The sequence below is a fragment of the Nisaea sp. genome (assembly GCF_034670185.1).
Classification (GTDB): domain Bacteria; phylum Pseudomonadota; class Alphaproteobacteria; order Thalassobaculales; family Thalassobaculaceae; genus Nisaea.
In genome coordinates, this window is record NZ_JAXMNY010000003.1 from 481,426 (window position 1) to 500,568 (window position 19,143).

The window sequence follows — 19,143 nt, forward strand, 5'->3', positions numbered from 1 at the left end:
CAACGGCGACGAAAGCGGCGCGGGTATGCGTCGGCGAGCTTTCGCGCGTGTGGGAGAGCTGAAAAATGATAACACTTAATCTGAACGGCACCGAGCATCAGCTCGATGCCGATGCGGATACCCCGTTGCTGTGGGCAATCCGCGACCATGCCGGTCTGACCGGTACGAAATTCGGCTGCGGGCTGGCGCAGTGCGGAGCCTGTACCGTGCATGTCGATGGGGCGCCAGTGCGCTCCTGCCAGACTTTCCTCGGCGATATCGACGGGGCAAAAGTTACCACCATCGAGGGCGTCTCGGGCAAAGTTGCCGAGACAGTGCAGACAGTCTGGGCGGAACTGGACGTGCCGCAATGCGGCTATTGCCAGTCCGGACAGATCATGTCGGCGGCCGCGCTGCTGGCGGAAACGCCGAAGCCGACGGATGACGATATCGACGCGGCTATGAGCGGGAATCTTTGCCGCTGCGCCACCTACCAACGCATTCGTGCAGCGATCCATGTCGCCGCCGACCGTCTGGAGGCCTGATCGATGCTGGTCCATAAACTCAATGCACTTGCCGAACGCGTGAAGGCCGAACCGGTCTCTCGGCGAGGCTTCCTGCTATCCGCCGCCGCCACCTCGGCAGGGCTCGCCATCGGCTATCGCCCGCTGGCCGGTCTCGCGGCGACTGAACCGTCCAAACAGGGCGGTAATCTTGCGGCCTATATCGCGATTTCCGAAGACGACACCGTCACCATCTATTCCTCGCAGTTTGATATGGGCCAGGGCTCCTATCATGGCGTCGCAACGTTGGTTCTTGAGGAGCTTGGGGCAGATTGGGCGCAGGTGAAGGTCGAGGGCGCTTCCGGCAATGTCACCCATTACGGCAATGTCATGTGGGGCGGCGGGTTCCAGGGCTCCGGCGGCTCTACCTCGATGGCATCTTCCTGGGACCGGTATCGCAAGGCCGGTGCCGCCGCACGGATGATGCTGGTCGAGGCTGCCGCGAAGGAATGGAATGTTCCGGCCTCCGAGATCACTGTCAGCAAGGGCATCATCGCCCATGTTGGTTCCGGCAAGTCCTCCGGTTTCGGAGCTTTCGCGAAAGCCGCCGCAAACCTGACGATCCCGGACATGATCGCACTGAAAGATCCGTCCGGGTGGACGGAGATCGGCAATCCGGACCTGAAGCGGTTCGACCGCGTCGGCAAGACCAGAGGCGAGCAGGATTTCACCATCGATGTGAAATTGCCCGGCATGCTGACCGCCGTAATGATCCACCCGCCAAAATTCGGTGCGACTGTTGCCAGCTTCGATGCGGATGAAGCCAAGGCGTTGAAAGGCGTTACCGATGTGGTCGCCATCGACCGGGGCGTCGCGGTGGTGGCGACGGATATGTGGTCCGCGCTGAAGGGCCGAGACCTCGTTACAGTCACTTGGGATGAGAGCAAGGCGGAGACGCGTGGTTCGGCCGAAATCATGGCCGAGTATCACGCCCTGGCCACGAAGGCCCCGACGGCGGTTGCCCGGACGGACGGTGATCCGGAGGCGGCGCTGTCTTCGGCCGCCAAGGTACTGGAGGCGACCTACGAGTTTCCGTATCTCGCTCATGCCGCCATGGAGCCGCTGAATGCAGCGGTGCATATGAATGCGGATGGCGATCTGGAAATCTGGGGCGGTCACCAGATGCCGGATTTCTATCAGCAGATGGCGGCCAAGGCTGCCGGTTTGGATCCGTCGAAAGTGCGCATGCACATCATGAAGACCGGCGGTGGCTTTGGCCGGCGGGCGACGCCGGATGCGGATGTGATCCTCGAAGCGGTCAATATTGGCAAGGCGATCGGCTGGAAGGCGCCAGTGAAGGTGCAGTGGACCCGTGAGAACGATACGCGGGGCGGACGCTATCGTCCGGCCTATGTCCACCGTTTGCGTGCCGGGATCGACGCGGATGGTAAGCTGGTGGCCTGGGATAACCATATTGTCGGCCAGTCCATCGTTGCGGGCGGTCCCTTCGCCGGACTGATCAAGGACGGTGTCGACGCCACCTCCGTCGAAGGTTCTTCCACCCTGCCATATGCCATCCCAAATCTTGGTGTTGGACTGACCACCACGGATGTGGGGATTCCGGTGCTCTGGTGGCGCTCTGTCGGCTCCACCCACACGGCCTATGCAACCGAAATGTTCCTCGACGAAGTGATTGCCGAGATCGGTGCCGATCAGGTGCAGTTCCGCCTAGACTTGTTGAAAGATCATCCGCGCCATGCGGGCGTCCTGAAGCTGGCGGCGGAAAAGGCTGACTGGGGCAAGCCGCTGCCGGAAGGCCACCACTGGGGCGTCGCCGTGCATGAGAGCTTCCACTCCTATGTGGCGGAGCTGGCCGAGGTCTCGGTCGAGGATGGAGAAGTGATCGTGCACCGGGTGGTCGCCGCCGTCGATGTCGGCACGCCGATCAATCCGGATGTCATCAAGGCGCAGGTCGAAGGCGGTGTTGGTTTCGGGCTCGGCTCGGTCCTTCAGGAAGAGTTGACTCTGACCGACGGTGTGGTGGATCAGGGCAATTACGATGCCTATCTGCCGCTCCGGATCGACCGGATGCCGCAGGTCGAGGTGCATATCGTGCCCAGCACCGAACGCCCGACCGGCATTGGCGAGCCCGGCGTTCCGCCGATCGGCCCGGCTGTGGGCAACGCAGTGTTCCGCGCAACCGGACAGCGGGTGCGTACCCTGCCGTTCGACAAGGGCTTCAAGTCGGCCTGATCGGATACCTCACCTGAATAAAGTGAGCCGCCGCCTGGCAACGGGCGGCGGTTTTTCTATGCACTTTATAATCGTCATCCCGGCCACCGAGCCGGGATGACGGTACTAGGTGATTTCATGCTACCGTTTCCGCGAGCATTTTGGGGAGCATGTGCATGTCTTGGAAGGGCCGTCTCGATCACATCCATATCTGCGCCAAGGGCGCGGAGAGCATGACCGAGCTGCGAGAAGCAAAGCTCGTCGCGGGGCAGGGTATCGAAGGGGACCGCTATTTCCTCGGGACCGGCACGTACTCGGACAAACCGGCTCCCGACCGTCAGGTCACCTTGATCGAGAGCGAGACCCTGGCAGCCTTGGCGCGGGACCACGATATGGAACTCACCCCGGTCGAAAGCCGCCGCAATCTCACGGTCACGGGCGTGCCGCTCAACCATCTCGTTGGCAAACGCTTCCGGGTCGGCGAGACGGTGCTCTATGGCGGCAGGCTGAACACGCCCTGCAAGTATCTCGACGATCTGCTGGGCAAGAAGCTGTTCAAACTGCTGTTGAACCGCTCTGGCCTCAATTGCGAGATCGTCGAGGGTGGTGTGATCCGTCCGGGTGACGCTGTCGAATGGATTGAGTAATCCCGGCGCGCCAGCTCCTAGAAGTGAAAGTCCGGCAATGCGTTGAAGGCATCTTTCAGCGCATCGCCCCAGCCCTGTGAAATGGCCAGATAGTAAGGGTCATCCGCGGTGATCCGATGCTCGTGGCCGACCTCGAAGCTGTCTTCCTTGTAGGTCATCAGATCCAGCGGCAGGCCGACGGACAGATTGGCTTTTATGGTCGAGTCAAAGGAGACGAGCAAAAGCTTGATGGCTTGCTCGTCGGTCATCGTTGGCTCGAACGCGCGCAGGATGATGGGGCGGCCGTATTTGGTCTCGCCGATCTGGAAGAAGGGGGTGTCCTTCGAGGCTTCCAGGAAGTTGCCTTCCGGATAGATCAGGAAAAGACGGGCGCCGCCGCCGCGGATCTGGCCGCCGAGCATGATCGTCGCATCGAAGGTGGAATCCGCACGCTCTCCCGTCGGGGAGGCGGTCCGGATAACGTCGCGCAGCAGCTCGCCAACCTGGCGGGCGACATCGAACATGGACGGGGCGTCCAGAATCGACGGACTGCGGTCTTCGGGCGCCTTGGCGCGTTCGTCCAGCATGCTGACGACTGTTTGTGTCGTCGCCAGATTGCCGGCGGTCATCATGGTAATTACACGCTCACCGGGCTTCGACCAGGTGAACAGTTTCTTAAACTGGGAAATGTTATCGACACCCGAATTGGTGCGGGTGTCCGACATGAACACGAGACCCTTCTCCAGCCTAAGGCCGACACAGTAGGTCATTCTTTTAGTGTGCTCCGAACGCGCGGTTATTGTTGTTCCACCTGCAAGCTGACAGAGAATGATTCGGCGCTGTCGCCGAAGCGCATTCCTGACACAGGTGCCGCTTCCTTATAATCTAAACCACAGGCAACACGAACATATCGTTCATCCGGCGAGATGACGTTCGAGACGTCGAATCCCACCCAGCCGATATCGGTCACGAAAACCTCTGCCCAAGCATGTTCCGCATCCTGCTCGATCCGGTCATCCATCATCAGATAACCGCAAATATAGCGGGCCGGGTAGCCGATTTCTCGGGCAGCAGCTATGAAGATATGGGTATGGTCCTGGCAAACACCATGGCCCGCCTTCAAGGCCTCTTCCGCTGTCGTCGTCACCTCGGTCCGGCCGGCCTCATAGGCGACCCGGTCGCGGATCAGGGCCGAGAGTGTATGCATCCGCGTAAGATCGGACTCCTCTTCGCCAAGAGCTTTCAGCAGTTTTCGTATTTCCGGCCCGACGAAGGTGGCGGGCGTTTCGCGACGGTAATACCAGAGCGGCGCATGTTGCGCCTCGAACCCGAGAACGCCATGGGTCTCGTGCGTGTCAATTTCGCCTTCGCAGAGGATCGTCATTTCGCTCTGACCGGGTTCGATACTGCTCAGGATGACGTGATTGGTGTGCTGGTCTGTAAAGCTGAGCTCCTCAGTGGCGCCTTCGAGACTCACATTCCAGTTCACAATCGACTGCATAGGGGACGAACGCGGCGTCTTGCGAAGCTGCTGGAGTGCGAAATGGACCGGCGTATCATAGTGATAGCTCGTCCTGTGGGAGATCCTGAGACGCATGATCAGCTATAAAATCTGTAATCTTGTTCGATTTGGCCGCTGAGCTGTCCGGTATCCTGAATGAAACCTTTCAGAAACTCGTGCAGCCCGGACGCTAGGATAGAGTCAATGGGACGTCTGTCCAGCTTGCTGAACATCTCGGTGGCCTGATCCGCGCATATGCTGCGTTCGCCATAACGTTCCGAGAGCTGATCCAGGTTGTCTACGATCTCTTCCATGCAATGCGCGATGGAGCGGGGCATGGACCGGTCGAGGATCAGGAAATCGGCGATACTGGTCGGGTTGATGTCCTCGCCGTTCAGCCAGCGATAGGACCGGTTCGCAGAAACGGAGCGCAATATCGTCTCCCACTGCACATTGTCCAGTGACGAGCCGATATGGGAAAGCGATGGCAGCAGGACGTAATATTTCACGTCCAGGATACGTGCCGTGTTGTCCGTCCGTTCGATGAATGTGCCGAGACGGGCGAAGTTATAGATATCGTTTCGCAGCATGGTGCCGACGAGTGTGCCGCGCACCAAGGTGCTCTGCTGCTTGATGGTGGCCAGAACGGATGGCAGGTCCCGTTCCCGGATCGGCCGTTGCAGAATCTGGTCCAGCACCATCCAGCATTCGTTCGTTGCCTCCCAGACCTCCCGGGTCAGCGCGGTGCGCACCAGTCTCGCGTTGGTCCGGGCCTGCTCGATGACGTAGCGGACGCTTGAGGTGTTACTGCGATCACGGAGCAGGAAATCGACAACGTTCGGAGCATTGTATTCGCTGTGGCTGGCAATGAAACCTTCGGTGACGCCAGCTGTGGCGATCACGGACTGCCATTCGCTGGTTGCCGCGCTGGAGCGGGTGAGGGCGATGCGGAAGCCGGCTTCCAGAAGACGCGCGAGATTTTCGCTGCGCTCCAGGTAGCGGAACATCCAGAACAGGCCGCCTGCGGATTTTCCGAGCATCAGTCCTCCAACACCCAGGTGTCCTTGGTCCCGCCACCCTGGCTTGAATTCACCACGAGAGAGCCCTTTTTCAGGGCAACGCGGGTGAGGCCGCCGGGCGTGATGTCGATCCGGTCGGGAGAGACCAGAACGAACGGGCGAAGATCGACGTGGCGCGGTGCAAGTCCGGCCTTGGTCAGGATCGGCACTGTCGACAGTGCCAGGGTTGGTTGGGCGATGTAGTTTTCCGGCCTGGCTTTCAGCAACTTTCTGAACCGGGCAATTTCGCGCTTGCTGGCGGCCGGGCCGATCAGCATGCCATAGCCGCCGGAGCCGTGCACTTCCTTGACCACCAGCTCTTCCAGATTGTCGAGGACATAGGCGAGCGAATCCGGCTCGCTGCAGCGCCAGGTATCGACATTCTTCAGGATCGGTGTCTCGCCCGTATAAAACTGGACGATATCCGGCATGTAGGAATAGACGGCCTTGTCGTCCGCGACGCCTGTGCCGGGCGCGTTTGCGATGGTGATGCCACCGGATCTGTAGACATCAAGAATACCAGGCACGCCAAGCATCGAATCCGGATTGAAATTCATCGGGTCGAGATATTCGTCATCGACCCGCCGGTAGATGACGTCGATCGGCTCGTAGCCTCTGGTAGTGCGCATGGCCACACGGCCGTCGATCACCCGCAGATCGTGCCCCTCGACCAGTTCCGCGCCCATCTGGTCGGCGAGGAAGGAATGCTCGAAATAGGCGGAGTTGTGGATGCCGGGGGTGAGCACCGCGATGGTCGGCCGGCCATTACAGGCGTCCGGAGCAGAGCGGGCGAGGGTGCGCCGAAGATTCTTCGGGTAGTCGCCGACATTCTGCACCGGTATGCGGGAGAACAGCTCCGGGAACATCTGCATCATGGTTTCCCGGTTCTCCAGCATGTAGGAGACGCCGGAAGGCGTGCGGGCATTGTCCTCAAGCACGAAAAACTCGTTGTCGTCCGTGCGCACCAGATCTATGCCGACGATATGGGTATAGACGCCACCTGGCGGATTTACCCCGATCATCTTTGGCTCGAACGCGCTGTTTTCGGCGATCAGCCGTTCCGGTATGCGCCCGGCTTTGATGATCTCCTGCTGGTGATAGAGATCGTACAGGAACGCGTTGATAGCCCGCACACGCTGCTCGATACCGCGCGCCAGTTTGGACCATTGCCACGCCGACAGGATGCGCGGAACGACGTCGAACGGGATCAGCCGTTCGGTGTTCTCCACATCGCCATAGACGTTGAAGGTGATGCCGGTACGGCGGAAAAAAGTTTCCGCTTCTACCGATTTTCTGAGTAGCTGACCCGGGTCCTCTGAGTTGACCCAGTCATAGTACTCTCGATACGGCTCGCGGACATCGCCTGCGCCACCGAACATCTCGTCGTAATCGTTTTTGCTTTCTGACATTGTCCGAAATTAGAGCAATTTATCTGGGTATTTCGCAAGTGCGAAGATTCCCGGTGGGCGATAATTGCGTTGTCAGAGTCGGTTTTGGGTGGCTTTTTCCTGCCTGGAAAAGTCGCAGTTTTCCAAGGCATCCTCTGGGCTGGTTCGTTAGGATTCCGAGCCCAGATACTCAAGAAGTTCAGTGGCAACCACATCCATGAGCAACGATCGGGTGATCTGCGATTTCAGGACATACCGATTGATCTCGTCATTCTCTTTGGCTTCCCGCTCGGACAATAAACCCGGCTGACCGGTACGCAGAACGATCCGGATATCGTCCTGATCGAGTGTCTCGCGGATGTAATGCGCCAGCTTGAGGCCTGCGTCCGGTGTCTCCATTACCACGTCAAGCAGGATGACCGAGATACCGTCGCATTTGCCCAGAACGTCGATCGCTTCGGCGCTGGAATATGCGTGATGAAAATGCAGCGGACGGCCGAGCATCGTTTCTCCGCCAAGCGCGAAAAGTGTCGACTGATGTACATCGGCATCGTCATCGACAATAAGGATGCGCCATGGCATCTGGCTTTCTGGATCGGAATCGACACCGTCTTCGACGTCCGGGTCTTCATCCATGAAAACCAGCGCATCATCGTCTTCTTCGATGTTGTTTGCGTACGGCCTGTAAGATCCCATGCCAGTCCCGACCAAGTTCCATCCTTTAATCATGCCACCACCTGAGTGCTTCTGCTCATATCTGGTTCATAACGTGGGCCAGCTTTTTGAGCGGGCAAGCCCATTCTACAAACCTAGTATTAAGCCGAGCTTAATAGGGCACGGTCAAACGCTGGAATTTTCGGAACTTTGAGCTGGTCGTTACAGTTATTCCGGCGCCACATGGCGCCGGAATGTAGCGTGTCGCTAGCCGACGAACGCCCGCTCGACCACGAATTCGGCCGGCTTGTTGTTCGCGCCTTCAGTCAGGCCGGCTTTCTCGCAGAGCTCTTTCACGTCTTTCAACATGGCCATGGAGCCGCAGATCATGCCGCGATCCGTTTCCGGATTGAGCGGCGGCACACCGAGATCCTCGTAAAGCTTTCCGCTTTCCATCAGATCCGTGATGCGGCCCATCTTCGGGCTCTCTTCACGGGTTGTGGTGGAGTAGAGCGTGAGCTGGGCCTGGGCGAGTTCGCCAAAAACCTCGTCTGCCTTCAGGGAGGCGACCAGCTCCTTGCCATAATCCAGTTCGGCAACGTCGCGGCAGGTATGGGTCAGGATCAACTCGTCGAATTTCTCGTAGGTCTCCGGATCGCGGATCACGGAAGCGAAAGGCGCGATGCCGGTGCCAGTGGAGAACATGTAGAGCCGTTTGCCCGGCGTCAGCGCGTCATTGACCAGCGTGCCTGTCGGCTTCTTGCGCATCAGCACGGTGTCGCCCGGCTGGATCTTCTGCAAATGCTCGGTGAGCGGGCCGTCCGGAACCTTGATCGAGTAGAACTCGATATTTTCATCCCAAGACGGACTGGCAATGGAATAGGCCCGGTAGACCGGCTTCTCCGCGTTCGGCAGCCCAATCATGACGAATTCGCCGGAGCGGAAACGGAAGCTCTGCGGTCGGGTTATACGGAAGCGGAATAGGCGATCCGTATAGTGCTGCACCTCGGTCACGGTTTCCGCGAAGACGCCGTCTGGAATCGGAAAGCCGCCGGTGCTGCGCTCTTCGGCGCTGGCGGGAGCCGCCGCGTGACTGTCCATCATGTTCATTTACCTGCTCACCTGTTGCGAGGGCCGGCTGGCACCGGCACCGCCGGTAATGACCGGGCGGCCTGAATTCTGTCGGCCCGTTGGAAGGGCGGCGACCGCCGTTTTCTAGCGTTGGCGGTCGCCGGGATCAATCATTCCATGCAGGGTGGGACCCACGGTCCGTGCCATTGCATGGCTGCGAGATGGTTGAAAGAGGATCAGGCGGCTGCCTGATCCCGGTTGTTCCGGTCTTGCGGCCCGTCGCGGCTCACGGAGCCATCGGCATTGAAGTGAATGCCGCATTCCGTCTTGTCGGACTGTGCCCAACGGCCCGAGCGGACGTCACCATCCGCGGCGGCGGGGGCGGTGCAGGGCGCGCAGCCAATGGAGCTGTACCCTTGCGCCTGCAACGGGTGGCGCGGCAGATCGCGAACGGTGAATTCCGCATCGATCCGGGACGAGTCCCAGTCCGCGAGCGGGTTGAGGCGTATGCGCTCGCCGAATTGCTCGATCATCTCGATCTCCGCGCGCAGGCCTCCATGGGCGCGCTTGCGGCCGGTGATGATCAGCCCGAACGGCTGGATGGCCTGGCGCATCGGCAGCACCTTGCGGAGGTTGCAGCAGGCATCGGGGTCGGTCTGCCAGAGCGTGCCATCCCTGTCCTGACGCCGGACCAGTGCGGTCGACGGGGTGGCGTTGCGAATATCGGTCAGGCCAAGCCGGGCAGCCAGTTGGTCCCGGTAGCGCAGGGTCTCTTCGAAATGCTTACCGGTATCAATGAAGATCACCGGCAGGTTCTTGTTCACCGAGGCGACGATATCCAGCAGTACGGCGGATTCCGTGCCAAAGGAAGCGATCACGGCGCTGCGACCGGGAAATTCCTCTTCGGTCAGGGCGGACAGCATGTCCTGCTCGCTCAGATTTCCGTAACTCTCGGTCAGCCGCCGATGCAGGGCCGCCGTTTCGGCTTCGCTCTGATCCCAGGCCCGGTGATACCTGCCCGTATTGTCCTCGTGTATCCGTTCGATTGCTTGCGCCATGCTCGTTCTATCCTTCCAGCGTCGCTCGCAGGCGTGCCTCAGCAATCGGACAAGACGGCCCGTTGACGGAAATCATCCGCCTGTTTCATCGCTCAGGTCATGCAAGACCGCGCAGAACGCGGCATGCCCGCCACTCGGTTCGGGCCCACGGGAACGCACCCGTGGCGCTTTAGCAGTTGGTGACGCGGATGCAAGCTGCCCTGTCAAATCCCGCGGGAATGGTTATCCGTTCCGATCCTGAAGGTAAGGACGGTGCAGGGGAGGGTCAACGTGTTGAAAAGGCCGGAAAGTTAAATAAACCGAACCGTTCCCGGATCGGCTTTCGCCGGATTAATTCCGTCTGCGACCACGGCGCTGGCGAGAAGATTCTTTGCTCTCTCCGTCGCCCAGAAGCTCGGCGGTGGCGCCTGTTAGAACGCCGCAAGCCGCGACGATGGCCGTCATGTCGGGCGTATCGCCCTTGGTGTGGCTTTCCAGTGCCTGCCGCATGGCACGGACATGCTCCGGCGTGGTGCCGCAGCAGCCGCCGATGATCCGGGCTCCCAGATCGACAGCGAGCCTGGCATAGGCCTGCATCAGTTCCGGCGTGCCGTTGTAGCGAACCGCGCCATCCTCAAAGACCGGGATGCCGCAATTGGCCTTCGACAGTAGAACATCATCCGGCGCGAGGCTGTCGTGGGCGCTGAGCAGGCCGACCAGCAAATCAGATGCCCCGGTGCCGCAATTTCCACCGAAGGCGATCGGCTTTACGGGGCGCGCATGCACCATCGCGACGAGGCGTTGCGGTGTCATGCCCATCATGGTCCTGCCATTGGTATCGAACGAGAGTGTGCAGACCGCCGGAATGCCGACCTCATCCGCAGCATCGAGTGCCGCCGTCAGCTCTTCTTCGGAGGAAATGGTCTCGATCCAGGCGACATCGGCGCCGCCATCTTTCAGGCCGTGCATCTGGGCGGCAAAGGCGTTCTTGCCGTCTTCTATGGTAAGCGGGCCCAGCGGCTCGTAAAGGTCGCCAGTCGGTCCTACGCTGCCCGCATTGACGATCGTCCGGCCGCTCTCGGCAATTTCGGCCGCGAGCAGTTCGGCGGCTGCCTTGTTGATCTCGTAGACCTTGTCTTCCAGCTTGTGCAGCTTCAGCCGGTTCGCCGTGCCGCCGAATGTGTTGGTCAGGACGATGTCACTGCCCGCCTCGATGAAGTCCCGGTAATGCGCCCGGACCCTTTCCGGCTCTTCCAGGTTCCACAGCTCCGGCGCGTCGCCATGTTGCAGGCCGCGCGCGAACAGGTTCGTGCCGGTGGCGCCATCGGCCAGCAGCCAGGGGCGGGTGGCGAGCAGTTCGGAGAGCAGATTGGTCATGGCGGTAGTCCCGAAGCTGGACTTGTTTAGGGCAGCATTATCGGTCTCAATACCGGATTGTAATCACGTTGATTGCGCACATGCCGACATTATGTGTCGTTGATCGCCGGTTTATCCGCACCGACAGGAGTTCTCATGGCCGCCGATGTTATCGACTACCGGATCGAAGGGGATCACGCCCCGCTTCTGACGGTGACGCTGGATCCCGGAGAGGCCGTGCAGGCCGAGGCCGGCGCCATGGTGATGATGGACCAGCACATCAAAATGACCACGGAGCTGTCCGGAGGTCTACTTGGCGGCCTGTTCCGCAAATTCTCCGGCGAGAGTCTGTTTCTGACCTATTTCGTGAATGAAGGCGACAAGCGGCAGGATGTATCCTTCGCCGGCTCCATGCCCGGGCAGATCCGCGCCATGGACCTCAGCGAGAATGGGGGCCTCTTCTATTGTCAGAGGGACGCCTATCTCTGCAGCGCCCGCGGCGTCGATGTCTCCATCGCACTTACCCGCAAACTCGGCGCCGGCTTCTTCGGTGGCGAGGGACTGATCCTGCAGAAGCTGGAAGGAGATGGTCTCGCCTTCCTCAATGCCGGCGGCACATTGGTGGAGCGTGAACTCGCCGCCGGACAACGGATCACCGTCGATACCGGCTGCCTCGTCGGCTTTTCCGGTACGTGTGACTACGACATCGCTTTCCAGAAAGGCATCAGGAACCTGGTGTTCGGTGGTGAGGGAATTTTCGTGACGCACGTCACAGGCCCCGGCCGTGTCATCGTGCAGACCCAGCCGATTGCAGAGCTTGCCATGTCGCTGGCGCGGCTGATGCCAAAACAGGACGACTGACCGAGAGAAATTCTACAAACACAAAAACCGCCACTCGGCATGCGAGGGCGGTTCCGTGTTTGGATCGGGTAGTCTGCCGCCGGAGCGGCGAAGCCCTGAAGCTCTAGAAGCCTTCACGCTCCATGCGCTTGCGCATCAGCTTGCGGTAGCGGCGGACGGCTTCAGCCTTCTCGCGTGCCCGCTTTTCGGACGGCTTTTCAAAGTTGCGGCGCAGCTTCATTTCCCGAAAGACACCTTCGCGCTGCATCTTCTTCTTAAGCGCGCGCAGTGCCTGATCAATATTGTTATCGCGGACCGTTACATGCACGAAACCCGACCTCCAAAACAATTGTGCGAATTCAGAACGCAGAATGCCCCGGGAAAATTCGCCCCCCTGGGACAAGAACGCGGTGTGTATCACAAGAGATTGCCGCTTGCAAAGGCCCAGCGTGCATAAATCACGCGGCTTTTGCATGGCGGCTTTGCAATCTGTTCTCGGCGCCAATCTGACGCGCTCACATTATAGCCGAGAGTTTACCAATTGGGGAGAGGGTTCTATATCCAAGGCATGACAGCTCAACAGATCGTACGCATGGGCGCGCCTGTGCTCAGGCGCCGGGCCGATGAAATTCCGGATCCGGCCTCAGAAGAGATCGCGGCCCTTGCCGCAGACATGGCCGACTCGATGACGGCAGCCGGTGGCGTCGGCCTCGCGGCGCCGCAGATCGGTGTGCCGAAGCGGATAATCGTTTTCAAGGTGCCGGGCGAGCGGGCAACGGCGGCGGCGAACGACGGGCCGCTGGAGCTGCAGGTCCTCATCAATCCGGAGATCGAGCCGCTTTCCGGCGAGATGGAGCTTGGCTGGGAAGGCTGTCTGTCGATTCCAGGATTGAAGGGCGAAGTGCCGCGCTATCGGAAGATTGCCTATCGGGGGTTCGACCTTCAGGGTGAGAAGGTATTGCGTCAGGCGGAAGGTTTTCATGCACGGGTGGTTCAGCATGAAGTCGATCATCTTGACGGCATTCTCTATCCCGAGCGGATGACGGATATGCGCCGCTTCGGCTATGGCGAGGAACTGTTGCAGGCGGCGGTCGATGCGTCGCCGGACGACATTCGGGGAGACGGAAAATGACCGAAGACACCGATTCCGTGCTGGAAAAACGCGAGGCGGAACGTGACCGGGTGCTCGATTGCATCCTGCCGCATGTCATGTTCGACGGCTGGAGTCGCAAGACCCTGCGTCACGGCGCCGAGGATGCAGACATTTCAATCGCCGAGCTTGATCGTCTGTTCCCCGCCGGTGTCACGGACTGTATCGGCCATTTTCTCGACCGGGCGGACCGGGATATGGTGCAGGCCTTCCAGAGTCGGAATCCGTCTGCGATGAAAATCCGCGAGCGCATTGCCGCTGCCGTGCGCATCCGTCTGGAGCAGGCGGCTCCGCATAAGGAAGCCGTTCGCCGGACCCTCGCTTATCTCGCCATCCCCGGTCATGGCGGCCTTGGCACCCGCAGCCTCTACAAGACAGTCGATGCAATCTGGAAGGCAGCGGGAGATACCGCGACTGACTACAATTTCTACACAAAGCGCGGGCTGCTCGCGGCGGTGTATTCCTCGACACTGCTATTCTGGCTGAACGATACGTCGGAAGACTACGCGGAGACTTGGTCGTTCCTGGATCGCCGAATCCAGAACGTCATGCAGATCCCGAAACTGACCGGGCGTCTGAAAGAAGCCGGCGCGAAGCTGAAGAACCCGTTCGAGGCGCTGAAAGACTGCGCCCCGAAACGGCGGTCCCCCTTTGCAGGGGCGCGGTAGGCTTTATTTCTCCAGAACAGCCTCAATGCCGGCGGCGACTGATAAGGTCTTCGCATCACCCATCGTCTCGCCCATGACCATCAGGCCGACCGGTGCCGTGCCTGCTTCGTGGCAGGGCAGGGAGACGGCGGAGCGGTCGAGGAAGTTGCCGAGCGACGGGTTACGCAGCATCAGCAGGTTCATGGTGTGGTAGAGGTGCTCGTCGGTCTCCAGGCTGGCGATGCTCGGGGCGATTTGCGGCACGGTCGGCATCAGCACGGCGTCGTAACCCCGCGTCGCGGCATTGGCGACGGCTTGAATTTCCACCCGGCGGCGGCTCAGGATCACGTAATCTGCTGCCGCCATCTTGGCGCCGCCCTGAATACGCGTGGCCACGCGCGGGTCATAGACGCTTTCCTTGCGGGACAGCAGCTCGCGGTGGATGGCGTAGGCCTCGGTCGGGGCAAATCCGCCGGCCTTGTTCGAGGCCGGGATTTCCAGCAGCCATTCGAAGCTCTTCTCTTCCAGCAGCGCACCGGCAGCCGACAGCTTGTCCAGCGCGGCCTCGAATGTCTTGGCGACATGCTCGTCCATGTCGTCCATCACCATGGTGCCCGGCACCACCAGACGCATTCCCTTGACCGAAAGCGGCGTGACGTCCGACGGCGCTTCACCGGCCATGATGGCATCAAGCAACGCGCAGCAATCAACGGAGCGGGCCAGCGGGCCGATGGAATCGAGTGCCCATGAGAGCGGGAAGGCCCCATCCGTCGGCACGCGGCGGGCGGTCGGCTTGAAGCCGGTCAGCCCGTTCAGGGCGGAGGGAATGCGGACGGATCCGCCGGTGTCCGTGCCGATGCCGGCGGCGGCCATGCCATCGGTGACGGAGATCGCTGCGCCGGAGGAGGAGCCGCCCGGAATGCGCCCGGTCTCCCGGTCGAACGGGTTTTTCGGTGTGCCGTAATGCGGGTTGAGGCCGAGGCCGGAAAAGGCGAATTCGGTCATGTTGGTGCGGCCGAGGATCACCGCACCAGCAGCGCGGAGCCGGGCAACAACCGGTGCATCCTCATTGGCGGCGGGTTCGTCCTTGCGGGCGACGGACCCGGCCATCGTGACGCGGCCCCTGATGTCGAACAGATCCTTCACCGAGATTGGGATGCCTGCGAGTGGGGAAGGCACCACGCCCGAAGCGCGAAGAGCGTCGCTTGCCTTCGCTGCGGCACGGGCGGCTTCGGTGAAAACATCCGTGTAGGCCCTGCCGCCTTCACCTTTTGCATCTCCGATTCGGGTCAGCGCTTCCTCGGTCAGCTTCTCAGAGCTTGTCTTTCCGGCAGCAAGATCGGCGGCGAGGTTTTTCAGGGGGGCAAACATGGGCTCAACTCACAAGTGGCAGGGAATGGATGTTGTAAGCGTGGGAGATCGTGACGCCGCGAACCGGGTCCTCGATCTCCATGGCAAAGCGGCTGGCGGGACGGATGCCGCCGATGGCGGCGAAGGTGCCGAGCATCATGGCAGATCCGGATGGCAGCGCGCCATTGGCATATAGTTCCATCATTTCCTCCGGGCGGCGCATGGCCGCGAGTGCACCGTCCTGATAGAGGACTTCGGTGCCATCAATGGTCGCGCGGGCTCTCAGCCGGAGATCGTCCCAGTGATCCAGCAGATCATCGAGCGGCCAGGCCTCCCGGGCGAGAACTTTAGGGCACATCTGTTTCGAGCCGGCGACCGAATAAGTCTCGGCGGCCCGGTCCGTGTGATCGGAGCCAACCGTGACCCAGATGCCTTCATCAGTGGAGATCAGCACGGCCTCGACTTCGCCCGATGTATCCGGCCCGACAACCTGGATGGCGTCGTCCTGCATCAGCACGTTGACTGCATTGCGGTAGAAAAGCGGCGTTTCGCTCGGTGGCGTAACGCCGATGGCTTTGAGCTCGTCGATATGATGCTGGAGCGCGTCCGTATCGCGGCCGGTCCAGCCGCCGACAATCAGGTTGGACACAGTGACGGCAAGCATTCCGCCATCGGGTTTCTCAAATCGAAGCGTAACCGTGGCGCCGTCGCGCATGAACGAACTCCCTATATCGTCGGATCGGTAGCCGATACGGCAAGAGACGAAACGATATCCGCTTCCGCAGCCTCGGGAAAGACGGCAACGAGCAGTTTTACAAGAGTTTCACGCAGCGGCTGCTCAAGTTGTTGTCCGGACGTGGAGAGGCCGAAAACGCTCAGGTAATGCGCGAGGTTATTGGCGGTTGTCGGGAGAGGTGCTGCTGCTGGATCGGCAGGAAGAGCGGAGAAACATTCGAAAAGCCGATGCTGCTGGATTTGTTCCGCTTCGAGCTCAAGGGCGGCAAGTTGTTTGCGGAAGCTCGCGATGTGCTCGTCAGCGGTCCTGGGCTTGAGGTGCCGGCGGACCGCACGCAGGGGGGCTATTACCGGGTCCGCCCATTCTCCGGCAAGAGCAACGGCCTGATCGGTTTTAGCCCTGTCCAGAGCCGTCCCGCGGGAGCCCAGCCAGCAGCAAAGCAGGATAAGGTTCACGTCGAGGCCGAAGCGGTCCTGCAGTGCCAGGCATCCGGCGGCCACGTCTTTCCGGCTATAGGTCGCGAGTGAATAGGTCCAGAATGGGGTGTCAGGCACGCTCATCCGTCTTGTCTAGCATGCAAAAGCGCCCTACCAAACTATTGTGCTTTGCGATATGACAGACCGTCTCACATACAAATTGTAACGGAATGCCTTGTTGGAACAGGACCGCGAAGAACTGTCCCGCCGGCTCGAAGAGCTGAAGATCGAACACCGGGACCTTGATGACGTGATCGCACGTCTTGCGGAAGACGGTCCGTTCAATCAGCTCCAGATCCAGCGTCTGAAGAAGCGCAAGCTGCTCCTGAAGGATCAGATGATCAGGCTTGAGAGCGAACTGCTGCCCGACATCATCGCCTGACCGGGGCGGTCCGCGCAGTGAGTGTCAAAACCATCATCTGTACGGCCGGAGAGGATCGGTTCTTTCCGATCTCGCAATGTTTGCTGCGCTCGGTGCGCGACCAGCAGCAGGGCGATATCGATATCGGTTATCTGAACCTCGGACTCTCCGCCGGAAATCTGGAAAAGCTCTCCGAATACGGTGCAAGTGTCGTGACGCCCGGCTGGGATATCGATTTCGTACCGCCGGATGGCGACCCAACCAAGGTTGGAGACGGCTTCAAGGCAATGACCTCCCGACCATTCTTACGCGATCATTTTCCGGGTTATGACGTCTATATCTGGATTGACGCGGATGCTTGGGTTCAGAACTGGTGGGCAATTGACTGGCTCATTGAAGGCGCGCGCCGTGGCGACCTCAATATAGCCCCGGAGATGGACCGGGCCTATGAGCATTGTTTTGACTTCAAGGCTTATGTCCGCTGGACCGTTGACCAGCAGGCGCAATTCTTCGGACACGATGTCGCAAAGAGGGTTGGTTATAACCCGGTCCTGAATTGCGGGGTCTTTTCGATGCCGTCGGCGCATCCGCTTTGGGACTTGTGGGCAGAGAAGCTGAGGGATGCTTTGCAGCGACATGTTGGCTTTTTTGCAGACCAGATGTCGCTCAATCACGTTGTCTATGCTGGGGATCATCCGCGCTGTTTCCTGCCTAGCCAGTTCAACTGGCTGGCCAGCATGGCGCTTCCCGCCTTCGATCCCGGGATATCCCAATTTGTCGAGCCGGGCATTCCGCACCGCCCGCTTGGCATTCTCCACCTGTCGGGCAAGACCAAATCAAAACCGCAGAGCATTGATGTTCTCGGCCGGTCTGAGCAGGTGAAGACCTGGCTGCTTTACGATCCGCAACGCAATGGAACTGGCGTCAGCTAACGACTTCAAGACTGGCACGCCGAAGGATTTCGGTGGCCTTGGCAAGCTCATCCTCTGAAATGGTGAGAGCCGGCGACAGGGTGAGAAGACGTCCGTCGGCTGCACCGGTATTGAGGCCGAGCCTGTAGCAGGCATCTTTCAGGTCTTTTAGTTGATCGGGATTTGTGCAGGCGACAGCCATGGAGAGCCCGAGGCCTATTGCGGTCTCGTATGCCGGAGCCTCCGTTGTCATTTGTTCCAGCGCTTTCAAAGCGTCACAGCCTTTGTTCTCAGACGCTGCAATCAGGTTTTCCGAGTCGAGTATCCGCAAGGTCTCGATCCCGGTGCGGGCAAGGACCGGGTTTTTCTGGTGCGTATAATGTCCGACCCCGAGATGCCCGGCGACATCAAGCTCTGCTCTGGCGATCACCGCCGAGAGCGGTAGAACGCCGCCTCCAAGAGATTTTCCGAGTACCGTCATGTCCGGCGCGACGCCGGTATGATCGCTTGCGAAAAACCGGCCGGTCTTGCCGAGGCCCGTTGGGATTTCATCGAAGATCAATAAGGTTCCCGCGCGGTCGCAAAGCGTTCTGATCTCCGGCCAGAACCAGTCGGGTGCCGTCTGTCCGGTGGACCGTACCGGCTCCGCGATCAGCGCGGCGATCTGGTTGCGTTCAAGGATCTGTTTCAGGCCGGCGAGCGCATCCCGGGCGCTTGTCTCCGGATCTTCTTCCTGCCGCCGTGGCCAATAGGAGGGGGCGTGATGGCAGCCTTCAAGCATGGGCAGACCGTCTTTCTCGCCGGTCGTCCCGCCAACCGAGAGCGCGCCGAGAGCAGCCCCATGCCAGCTTCCGTCAAAAGCGACAGTTCTGGTCCGGCCGGTTGCGGTATAGGCGAGCTTGAGGGCCATTTCGATGGCATCGGCACCGGAGGTGCCAAGCAGTACTTTCGCGGGGCCATAAGGCCAGCGGGCGGCCAGCATCTCCGCCAACTCTACGGCAGGCTCGGAAGTGAAAAGCCGTGGGGTGAAGCAGAGTGTATCGAGTTGTTCTTTCAGGGCGGCGATCAGCCTTGGGTGCCGGTAGCCGATATTGTGGCAAGAGTTGCCGTGGAAATCCAAGAACCGGTGGCCGGTTTCGTCTGTCGCCCAGGCACCCTCGCAAGAGATGAAGGCATGGTCGACCGGTGTGGAGCCAGCTTGATGCAGGAAGGCTGTTGCATCCCGTGTTGGAAGTGCTGTCATTGGGCTTGCCTCCCCAGAATATCA

21 protein-coding genes are annotated in these 19,143 nt (G+C 60.3%); 8 read left to right on the forward strand and 13 right to left on the reverse strand.

Annotated elements, in window-relative coordinates; all coding sequences use genetic code 11:
- Positions 1–65: 65 nt before the first annotated feature.
- The 3 genes from VOI22_RS15765 to VOI22_RS15775 all read left to right on the forward strand — a co-directional run bounded on the left by VOI22_RS15765 (position 66) and on the right by VOI22_RS15775 (position 3,361).
- On the forward strand, positions 66–524 hold the full coding sequence (locus VOI22_RS15765) for a (2Fe-2S)-binding protein (RefSeq protein WP_323797408.1): 459 nt from the start codon (positions 66–68) through the stop codon (positions 522–524).
- A gap of 3 nt (positions 525–527) precedes the next feature.
- Complete coding sequence (locus VOI22_RS15770; protein WP_323797409.1) at positions 528–2,735, forward strand: xanthine dehydrogenase family protein molybdopterin-binding subunit; 2,208 nt, start codon at positions 528–530, stop codon at positions 2,733–2,735.
- A 155-nt stretch (positions 2,736–2,890) separates the two neighbouring features.
- Entirely contained in the window at positions 2,891–3,361 is a 471-nt protein-coding gene (locus VOI22_RS15775) for an MOSC domain-containing protein (RefSeq protein ID WP_323797410.1), read from the forward strand.
- Positions 3,362–3,378: 17 nt separating this feature from the next.
- Here the strand turns inward: VOI22_RS15775 and VOI22_RS15780 are convergent, their stop codons facing one another.
- The 8 genes from VOI22_RS15780 to bmt all read right to left on the reverse strand — a co-directional run bounded on the left by VOI22_RS15780 (position 3,379) and on the right by bmt (position 11,426).
- Positions 3,379–4,110, reverse strand: a complete 732-nt coding sequence (locus VOI22_RS15780) for a proteasome-type protease (protein WP_323797411.1) — start codon at positions 4,108–4,110, stop codon at positions 3,379–3,381.
- A 26-nt stretch (positions 4,111–4,136) separates the two neighbouring features.
- Positions 4,137–4,937 (reverse strand): transglutaminase family protein, encoded by an 801-nt coding sequence (locus tag VOI22_RS15785; RefSeq protein ID WP_323797412.1) that lies wholly within the window; start codon positions 4,935–4,937, stop codon positions 4,137–4,139.
- Positions 4,938–4,939: 2 nt separating this feature from the next.
- Positions 4,940–5,881, reverse strand: coding sequence for an alpha-E domain-containing protein (locus tag VOI22_RS15790; RefSeq protein ID WP_323797413.1), 942 nt, complete (start codon positions 5,879–5,881; stop codon positions 4,940–4,942).
- Positions 5,881–7,308 (reverse strand): circularly permuted type 2 ATP-grasp protein, encoded by a 1,428-nt coding sequence (locus VOI22_RS15795; RefSeq protein ID WP_323797414.1) that lies wholly within the window; start codon positions 7,306–7,308, stop codon positions 5,881–5,883. The genes VOI22_RS15790 and VOI22_RS15795 overlap by 1 nt, the downstream gene beginning before the upstream one ends.
- Before the next feature lie 147 nt (positions 7,309–7,455).
- On the reverse strand, positions 7,456–7,983 hold the full coding sequence (locus VOI22_RS15800) for a hypothetical protein (RefSeq protein ID WP_323797415.1): 528 nt from the start codon (positions 7,981–7,983) through the stop codon (positions 7,456–7,458).
- A 225-nt stretch (positions 7,984–8,208) separates the two neighbouring features.
- Positions 8,209–9,042 carry a ferredoxin--NADP reductase gene (locus VOI22_RS15805; RefSeq protein WP_416366258.1) on the reverse strand — a complete coding sequence of 278 codons (834 nt, stop codon included), beginning with the start codon at positions 9,040–9,042 and terminating at the stop codon, positions 8,209–8,211.
- A gap of 206 nt (positions 9,043–9,248) precedes the next feature.
- On the reverse strand, positions 9,249–10,070 hold the full coding sequence (locus tag VOI22_RS15810) for a phosphoadenylyl-sulfate reductase (protein ID WP_323797417.1): 822 nt from the start codon (positions 10,068–10,070) through the stop codon (positions 9,249–9,251).
- A gap of 330 nt (positions 10,071–10,400) precedes the next feature.
- Positions 10,401–11,426, reverse strand: a complete 1,026-nt coding sequence (gene bmt, locus VOI22_RS15815) for a betaine--homocysteine S-methyltransferase (protein WP_323797418.1) — start codon at positions 11,424–11,426, stop codon at positions 10,401–10,403.
- A 135-nt stretch (positions 11,427–11,561) separates the two neighbouring features.
- On the opposite strand from bmt, the gene VOI22_RS15820 reads away from it, so the two are divergent.
- Entirely contained in the window at positions 11,562–12,266 is a 705-nt protein-coding gene (locus VOI22_RS15820; RefSeq protein ID WP_323797419.1) for a TIGR00266 family protein, read from the forward strand.
- Between the two features lie 103 nt (positions 12,267–12,369).
- Here the strand turns inward: VOI22_RS15820 and rpsU are convergent, their stop codons facing one another.
- The gene (gene rpsU, locus VOI22_RS15825; RefSeq protein ID WP_028467376.1) at positions 12,370–12,573 is read right to left on the reverse strand and encodes a 30S ribosomal protein S21; all 204 of its coding nucleotides are present in this window, start codon (positions 12,571–12,573) and stop codon (positions 12,370–12,372) included.
- Positions 12,574–12,813: 240 nt separating this feature from the next.
- Between rpsU and def the strand changes: the two genes are divergently transcribed.
- Positions 12,814–13,377, forward strand: coding sequence for a peptide deformylase (def, locus tag VOI22_RS15830; RefSeq protein WP_323797420.1), 564 nt, complete (start codon positions 12,814–12,816; stop codon positions 13,375–13,377).
- Positions 13,374–14,063, forward strand: coding sequence for a COQ9 family protein (locus tag VOI22_RS15835; RefSeq protein WP_323797421.1), 690 nt, complete (start codon positions 13,374–13,376; stop codon positions 14,061–14,063). Before def ends, VOI22_RS15835 begins: the two co-directional genes overlap by 4 nt.
- A 3-nt stretch (positions 14,064–14,066) precedes the next feature.
- Here the strand turns inward: VOI22_RS15835 and VOI22_RS15840 are convergent, their stop codons facing one another.
- From VOI22_RS15840 to VOI22_RS15850, 3 genes are read right to left on the reverse strand one after another with little or no spacing between them, the layout of a single operon-like run.
- A complete protein-coding gene (locus VOI22_RS15840) occupies positions 14,067–15,413 on the reverse strand; it encodes an amidase (RefSeq protein WP_323797422.1) in 1,347 nt (448 codons plus the stop codon).
- Between the two features lie 4 nt (positions 15,414–15,417).
- Positions 15,418–16,107: a DUF2848 domain-containing protein gene (locus tag VOI22_RS15845; protein ID WP_323797423.1), complete on the reverse strand. Its 690-nt coding sequence runs from the start codon at positions 16,105–16,107 to the stop codon at positions 15,418–15,420.
- Positions 16,108–16,118: 11 nt separating this feature from the next.
- Positions 16,119–16,688, reverse strand: coding sequence for a TIGR02444 family protein (locus VOI22_RS15850; protein WP_323797424.1), 570 nt, complete (start codon positions 16,686–16,688; stop codon positions 16,119–16,121).
- Between the two features lie 91 nt (positions 16,689–16,779).
- On the opposite strand from VOI22_RS15850, the gene VOI22_RS15855 reads away from it, so the two are divergent.
- Positions 16,780–16,986 (forward strand): YdcH family protein, encoded by a 207-nt coding sequence (locus tag VOI22_RS15855; protein WP_028467380.1) that lies wholly within the window; start codon positions 16,780–16,782, stop codon positions 16,984–16,986.
- A 17-nt stretch (positions 16,987–17,003) separates the two neighbouring features.
- A complete protein-coding gene (locus tag VOI22_RS15860) occupies positions 17,004–17,897 on the forward strand; it encodes a hypothetical protein (RefSeq protein ID WP_323797425.1) in 894 nt (297 codons plus the stop codon).
- Here VOI22_RS15860 and VOI22_RS15865 read toward each other — a convergent pair.
- On the reverse strand, positions 17,890–19,119 hold the full coding sequence (locus VOI22_RS15865) for an aminotransferase class III-fold pyridoxal phosphate-dependent enzyme (protein WP_323797426.1): 1,230 nt from the start codon (positions 19,117–19,119) through the stop codon (positions 17,890–17,892). The two genes, VOI22_RS15860 and VOI22_RS15865, sit on opposite strands and share 8 nt — an antisense overlap.
- Between the last annotated feature and the right edge of the window lie 24 nt (positions 19,120–19,143).

Bases quoted from the DNA above. Each gene is read 5' to 3' on its own strand.
- VOI22_RS15765 (WP_323797408.1), top strand. From the start codon at position 66: ATGATAACACTTAATCTGAACGGCACCGAGCATCAGCTCGATGCCGAT.
- VOI22_RS15770 (WP_323797409.1), top strand. From the start codon at position 528: ATGCTGGTCCATAAACTCAATGCACTTGCCGAACGCGTGAAGGCCGAA.
- VOI22_RS15775 (WP_323797410.1), top strand. From the start codon at position 2,891: ATGTCTTGGAAGGGCCGTCTCGATCACATCCATATCTGCGCCAAGGGC.
- VOI22_RS15780 (WP_323797411.1), bottom strand. From the start codon at position 4,110: ATGACCTACTGTGTCGGCCTTAGGCTGGAGAAGGGTCTCGTGTTCATG.
- VOI22_RS15785 (WP_323797412.1), bottom strand. From the start codon at position 4,937: ATGCGTCTCAGGATCTCCCACAGGACGAGCTATCACTATGATACGCCG.
- VOI22_RS15790 (WP_323797413.1), bottom strand. From the start codon at position 5,881: ATGCTCGGAAAATCCGCAGGCGGCCTGTTCTGGATGTTCCGCTACCTG.
- VOI22_RS15795 (WP_323797414.1), bottom strand. From the start codon at position 7,308: ATGTCAGAAAGCAAAAACGATTACGACGAGATGTTCGGTGGCGCAGGC.
- VOI22_RS15800 (WP_323797415.1), bottom strand. From the start codon at position 7,983: ATGGGATCTTACAGGCCGTACGCAAACAACATCGAAGAAGACGATGAT.
- VOI22_RS15805 (WP_416366258.1), bottom strand. From the start codon at position 9,042: ATGGACAGTCACGCGGCGGCTCCCGCCAGCGCCGAAGAGCGCAGCACC.
- VOI22_RS15810 (WP_323797417.1), bottom strand. From the start codon at position 10,070: ATGGCGCAAGCAATCGAACGGATACACGAGGACAATACGGGCAGGTAT.
- bmt (WP_323797418.1), bottom strand. From the start codon at position 11,426: ATGACCAATCTGCTCTCCGAACTGCTCGCCACCCGCCCCTGGCTGCTG.
- VOI22_RS15820 (WP_323797419.1), top strand. From the start codon at position 11,562: ATGGCCGCCGATGTTATCGACTACCGGATCGAAGGGGATCACGCCCCG.
- def (WP_323797420.1), top strand. From the start codon at position 12,814: ATGACAGCTCAACAGATCGTACGCATGGGCGCGCCTGTGCTCAGGCGC.
- VOI22_RS15835 (WP_323797421.1), top strand. From the start codon at position 13,374: ATGACCGAAGACACCGATTCCGTGCTGGAAAAACGCGAGGCGGAACGT.
- VOI22_RS15840 (WP_323797422.1), bottom strand. From the start codon at position 15,413: ATGTTTGCCCCCCTGAAAAACCTCGCCGCCGATCTTGCTGCCGGAAAG.
- VOI22_RS15845 (WP_323797423.1), bottom strand. From the start codon at position 16,107: ATGCGCGACGGCGCCACGGTTACGCTTCGATTTGAGAAACCCGATGGC.
- VOI22_RS15850 (WP_323797424.1), bottom strand. From the start codon at position 16,688: ATGAGCGTGCCTGACACCCCATTCTGGACCTATTCACTCGCGACCTAT.
- VOI22_RS15865 (WP_323797426.1), bottom strand. From the start codon at position 19,119: ATGACAGCACTTCCAACACGGGATGCAACAGCCTTCCTGCATCAAGCT.